Below are 2130 nucleotides of genomic sequence, written 5' to 3' on the forward strand. Positions count from 1 at the left end.
GCTCGACGACACCACCCTCCAGGTCACCCTCGCCGCGCCGTTCAGCCAGTTCCCGATGCTGCTGGCCTTCCCGGCATTCGCCCCGCTGCCCGCCACCGCCTTCACCGACCCGGACGGCTTCGACCGCCACCCGGTCGGCAACGGGCCGTTCGCGATGGACGGCGACTGGCGGCACAACCAACGGATCGACCTCAGACGCGCCGACGGCTACACCGGCCCACGCCCGCCGATGGCCGACGCCGTGCACTTCCGCATCTTCACCAGCAAGGACACCGCCTTCACCGAACTACGCGCCGGCCACGTCGACTTCGTCACCAACGTACCGGCCGCCCGGGCCTACGAGGCGAGACGCACCTTCGGCCGCCGCTACTCGGTACGGCCCAGCGGCACCATGGACTACCTCGGCCTGCCGCTGGCCGACCCGCGCTACCGCAACCCGGACGTCCGCCGGGCGCTGTCCATGGCGATCGACCGGGCCGGCATCACCCGGGCCATCTACAACGAGGTGTTCACCCCGGCCGACTCGCTGGTCGCCGCGATGATCCCCGGCCACCGGGCCGGCGCCTGCGGCGAGACCTGCACCTACCGGCCCGCCGAGGCCCGAGAACTCCTCGACCGGGCAGGCGGGTTCACCGGATCGGTCGAGCTGTACTTCGCCAACTCCGACCCCACCTACGAACAGTGGATGACCGCGGTGGCCAACGAGCTGCGCCAGAACCTCGGCATCCGCAGCGTCGTCTTCCGCAAGATGTCCGGCGCCGACCTCGGCCCGATCCTCAACGGCCACAAGGCGACCGGCCCGTACCGGCAGAACTGGGTGATCGACTACCCGAGCGTGCAGAACTACCTGGCCGGCCTGTTCGGCCCCGGCAACCGGATGGGCTGGCACAACCCCGCCTTCGACGACCTGCTCGCCCGCGGCAACGCCGCCCCCACCGACCAGGAGAGCATCGCCTACTACCACCGGGCCGAGGACCTCGCCCTCACCGACCTGCCGCTCATCCCGCTCTGGAACTGGCAGGACCAGACGGCCTGGAGCACCAACGTCGGCAACGTGGTCCTCGACCCCTACGTCGGGGGGCTGCACCTGGACCGGGTGACCGTCCGGCACTGACCCCGACCGCCGCCGCACCGACCCCCAGGGGGCATCCGTTCCGATGGGCCGATACCTCGCCCGCCGCCTGCTGTACGCCGTCCCGGTACTGCTGGCCACCACCTTCCTGATCCACACCCTGGTGTTCGTGCTGCCCGGCGACCCCATCCAGGGCCTGGCCGGCGACCGGCCCGTGCCACCCGCCGTCCTCGCCGAACTGCGCAGCCGCTACCACCTCGACGAGCCGCTGTTCGCCCAGTACCTGCACTACCTGCGCGGCCTGCTCACCGGCGACCTCGGCCGCACGTTCACCGGGCAGCCGGTCGCCGACACGATCGCCGGCCGCTGGCAGGTCACCCTGCGGCTCGGCCTCACCGCCTGGTTCTTCGAGGCCGCCCTCGGCATCGGCTTCGGCGTCTGGGCCGCCCTGCGCAAGGGCCGCTGGGTGGACAGCGCCGTCCTGGCCGGCACCACCCTGGTCATCGCGGTCCCCGTCTACGTGGTCGGCTACCTCGCCCAACTGCTGCTCGGCGTGCGGCTCGGCTGGTTCCCGGTCTCCGGCGAGGACGGCGGCTGGCCGACCGCCTACCTGCTGCCCGGACTCGTCCTCGCCTCCTTCGGCGTCGCCTACGTCGCCCGGCTCACCCGCGCCTCGCTGCTGGAGAACCTGCGCGCCGACTACGTCCGCACCGCCGGCGCCAAGGGACTCAGCCGCCGCCGCATCATCGTGCTGCACACCCTGCGCAACTCGCTGCTCCCGGTCGCGACCTTCCTCGGCGTCGAACTCGGCTCGCTGATGGCGGGCGCCGTCGTCACCGAGTACATCTTCAACCTCCCCGGCATCGGCCAGCAGGTCTTCCAGGCCATCCAACTGCGCGAAGGGCCCACCGTGGTCGGCGTCACCACCGTGCTGGTGCTGGTCTTCTGCCTCGCCAACCTGCTCGTCGACGTCCTGTACGGCCTGCTCGACCCGAGGATCCGCCATGACTAGCCCGCCCACCGACCTCCTGATCCCACCCGCAGACCCGCCCGGGCCA

2 protein-coding genes are annotated in these 2130 nt (G+C 71.6%); both read left to right on the plus strand.

Translation table 11 applies throughout. The annotated features are described in order from the left end of the window. A partial coding sequence (locus tag AA75_RS36975) for an ABC transporter substrate-binding protein (RefSeq protein ID WP_033824802.1) occupies nucleotides 1–1114 on the plus strand: 1114 nt, incomplete at its 5' end. Between the two features lie 43 nt (nucleotides 1115–1157). After that, nucleotides 1158–2084 (plus strand): ABC transporter permease, encoded by a 927-nt coding sequence (locus tag AA75_RS36980; RefSeq protein WP_033824803.1) that lies wholly within the window; start codon nucleotides 1158–1160, stop codon nucleotides 2082–2084. The last annotated feature ends 46 nt before the right edge of the window (nucleotides 2085–2130 follow it).

Origin of the sequence: Kitasatospora sp. MBT63 (assembly GCF_000710465.2) — a bacterium.
GTDB lineage: Bacteria > Actinomycetota > Actinomycetes > Streptomycetales > Streptomycetaceae > Kitasatospora.

Excerpts from the sequence above, each read along its gene's own strand:
- AA75_RS36980 (WP_033824803.1), top strand. The coding sequence starts at position 1,158 with ATGGGCCGATACCTCGCCCGCCGCCTGCTGTACGCCGTCCCGGTACTG.